The sequence below is a fragment of the Streptomyces sp. NRRL S-244 genome, from assembly GCF_000717915.1.
GTDB lineage: Bacteria > Actinomycetota > Actinomycetes > Streptomycetales > Streptomycetaceae > Streptomyces.
The window spans coordinates 1-2,702 of the sequence record NZ_JOCX01000059.1 but is presented as its reverse complement, the minus strand read 5'-3'; the positions used below and the strand labels follow the sequence as shown (position 1 = coordinate 2,702).

Below are 2,702 nucleotides of genomic sequence, written 5' to 3'. Positions count from 1 at the left end.
CACCCTCCGCACCAAACCCCGCATGCCCGGCAAGACCCCCGTCCACGCCGGACACGTAGAAAACGGACTCACCAGGGCGGTACACACCCGCACGCGAAGCCGTGTGAGCGGTCGGCGAACCGAGCTGCACGTCCAGGTAGTCCCCGTCGATCTGGATCCGCTTGCCACCCCACGACTCGTAGACGTTCCCGCTGTACTGGTGGACGCGCTGGTGGTTGGCCCAAGCCCAGCCGGGCAGCTTGGGGTCGCTGGTGTCGGCGACCCCGTTCCAGTTGGCGGTGTACACCACGTCGGGCATGGTGTATCCGCTCGTGTGGGCGGCCAGGTCGGCGATGCCGGAGCTGGAGCTGCTGTACACGGCCGAGTTGTATCCGCGGGCGTGGATCTGCTCGGTCCAGGCGGACAGGAACGCCAACACGTTGCCCGAGTAGGCGCTGGGGTACGCCTCCATGTCGAAGTAGAGCAGCGAGCCGGGGCCGAGGCCCAGAGCGGCGGCGTTGTTCACCGCGTCGTCCGCGGCGCTCCTGCCCTCTGCGGCGGGCGAGGTGATCTGCTTCGCCTGCGTACCCACGTAGATCGGTATGAACTTCCAGCCGGCGGAGGCCTGCCTGCGGACCCACTCCGCGTTCAGGAAGCTCTGGTCACAGGCCCGGTTGCGGCCGCCGATGTAGATCCCGACCGCGCTGTACGGTGAGTGCTCCTTCCACGCGCTCATGGTCTCGGAATCCGGGGCGGCGCACGTGTCGAAGCCCTTGCCGGTGTGGTTGGTCAGCTCGGCCCCCGCAGTCGCGGTCCTCGCCGTCGCGGCTCCCACCTCCGCGGCTCCCGCCGTCGCGGCCCGCGCCGCGGAGGCCGCCGGCGCCTGGGCGGCGGACTTCTGCCGGGGCTCGGCGTCGGCCAATCCGCCGGACCTGAGGATCGTACGGACGAGCGCCTGGTCCTCGTCGTACGTGGCGGTGGCGCGGATGCCGTGCGCGGTGCTGACCATCTCGTGGCCAGTCTCGTTCGCCGTCACCGCCTGCCGACCGTCGTCACCGGACGGGGCGGGCTCCAGGACGAGGGCCTCGGTCCTGCCGATCAGCCGGGGCGGGCAGTTCTGCTGCGCACCCGGAGCGCCGAGGTAGACGGCGTGCCGGTCGAACCGAACGCAGGTGGTGGGGTCCTTGGCCAGGTCGACGACGTCCCAGCCGCGGGGCACGGAGAAGTGCCGGCCCAGGTAGTCGACGACGGTGGACCCGGCGTCGGAACGCGAGGCGGCCTGGGCCGTCCCCAGCGCCCCACCGAGGAGCGCGGTGGCCGCCGTCAGTACGGCGAGTCCGCGTCCGAGGGGTTGGAGGGCGGGAAGAGCGGAGGGCATGCGGAAATCTCCCGTGTGGTGCAAGAAACGATGGGTGTGAGGCGAGAGCTGATGGGTTGTCACCAGGCCTTGCCGGTGATGGGCTTGTCGCCGGGCACGCCGAAGCGGGTCTGGTAGATGACCGTGTCGGAGTCCTTGGCCGCGCCGAAGAAGTCGGAAGCCTCGGGCCGGTAGACACCGACCTTGTCGGTGCCGTCACCGTTCCAGTCACCCTTGATCGGAACGTCCCCCGGATTGCCGAACGTCGTCCGGTGGTCCACGTTCGCGCCGGTGCTGGAATCGCTCAGGTAGAACGTCTGGTCCGACGGCCGGTAGACACCGATGGTGTCCTTGCCGTCACCGTTCCAGTCACCCGTCACCGGGGTGTCGCCTTCGACGCCCATCCTCAGCGTGTAGGCCACGTTCCGGTTGTCGTTGGTGAGGGAGAAGGTCTGGTCCGAAGGGCGGTAGACACCGATGGTGTCCGTGCCGTTGCCGTCCCAGTCGCCGATGAGCGGGACGTCTCCGGGATTGCCGAACCGTGCGCTCGAGAAGACCGTGGCGTTGTCGTTCGTGAAGGAGAAGGTCTGGTCCGAGGGGCGGTAGACGCCGAACGTGTCCTTGCCATCACCGTTCCAGTCACCCGTCAACGGCACATCACCCTCCACGCCGAACCCCGCGTACCCGGCAAGACCCCCGTCCACGCCGGACACGTAGAAGACCGACTCACCAGGGCGGTACACACCCGCACGCGAAGGGGCATGGGCCGGCTGGGGGTACGGATCGGCGTGGTCCGAGGCGATGCCGGAGTCCCGTCCGCACGAGCCCCACGCGCCCACGCCCTGCCCGGCCAGGATCTTTTCGCCGATCAGGATCTGCTGCTTCTTCGTCGCCTGGTGCGGCAGCTGTGCGTACTGCAGGCCGCCGAAGGCGCGCCAGGTCGACTCGGTGATCTGTATGCCGCCGTAGTACGGCCAACCGGCCTTGTAGTAACTCCAGTTGCCCGTGCTCTCACACTGGGCCAGCCGGTCCCAGGCCGCCACGGACGCGGCCTCGGCCTGGACCGGAGCGAGTGTGAGCGTCGCGGCGCAACCGAGTGCGGCGGCTGCCAGCCGGGCGAGGTGGCGAGAGGCCGCCTTCATGTAGCTTTCTCCTGCTTGTGGTGGGGGAGTTCGGTACGGGCGGCGCGTGCCGCCCGGCCGCCGGGAAGGTCCCCGGCGGCCGGGTCGGCGACTACCACTGGCCGGTGATGGGCTTGTCGCCGGGCACGCCGAAGCGGGCCTGGTAGATGACCGTGTCGGAGTCCTTGGCCGCGCCGAAGAAGTCGGAAGCCTCGGGCCGGTAGACACCGATCTTGTCGGTGCCG

2 protein-coding genes are annotated in these 2,702 nt (G+C 69.4%); both read right to left on the bottom strand.

What is annotated here, in order from left to right; genetic code table 11:
• Positions 1-1,357, bottom strand: a 1,357-nt coding sequence (locus tag IF02_RS0131925; RefSeq protein ID WP_051696695.1) for a DUF1906 domain-containing protein, incomplete at its 3' end; no start/stop codon positions are given.
• Positions 1,358-1,416: 59 nt separating this feature from the next.
• On the bottom strand, positions 1,417-2,478 hold the full coding sequence (locus IF02_RS33340; protein ID WP_051696694.1) for a transglycosylase family protein: 1,062 nt from the start codon (positions 2,476-2,478) through the stop codon (positions 1,417-1,419).
• Positions 2,479-2,702: the final 224 nt, after the last annotated feature.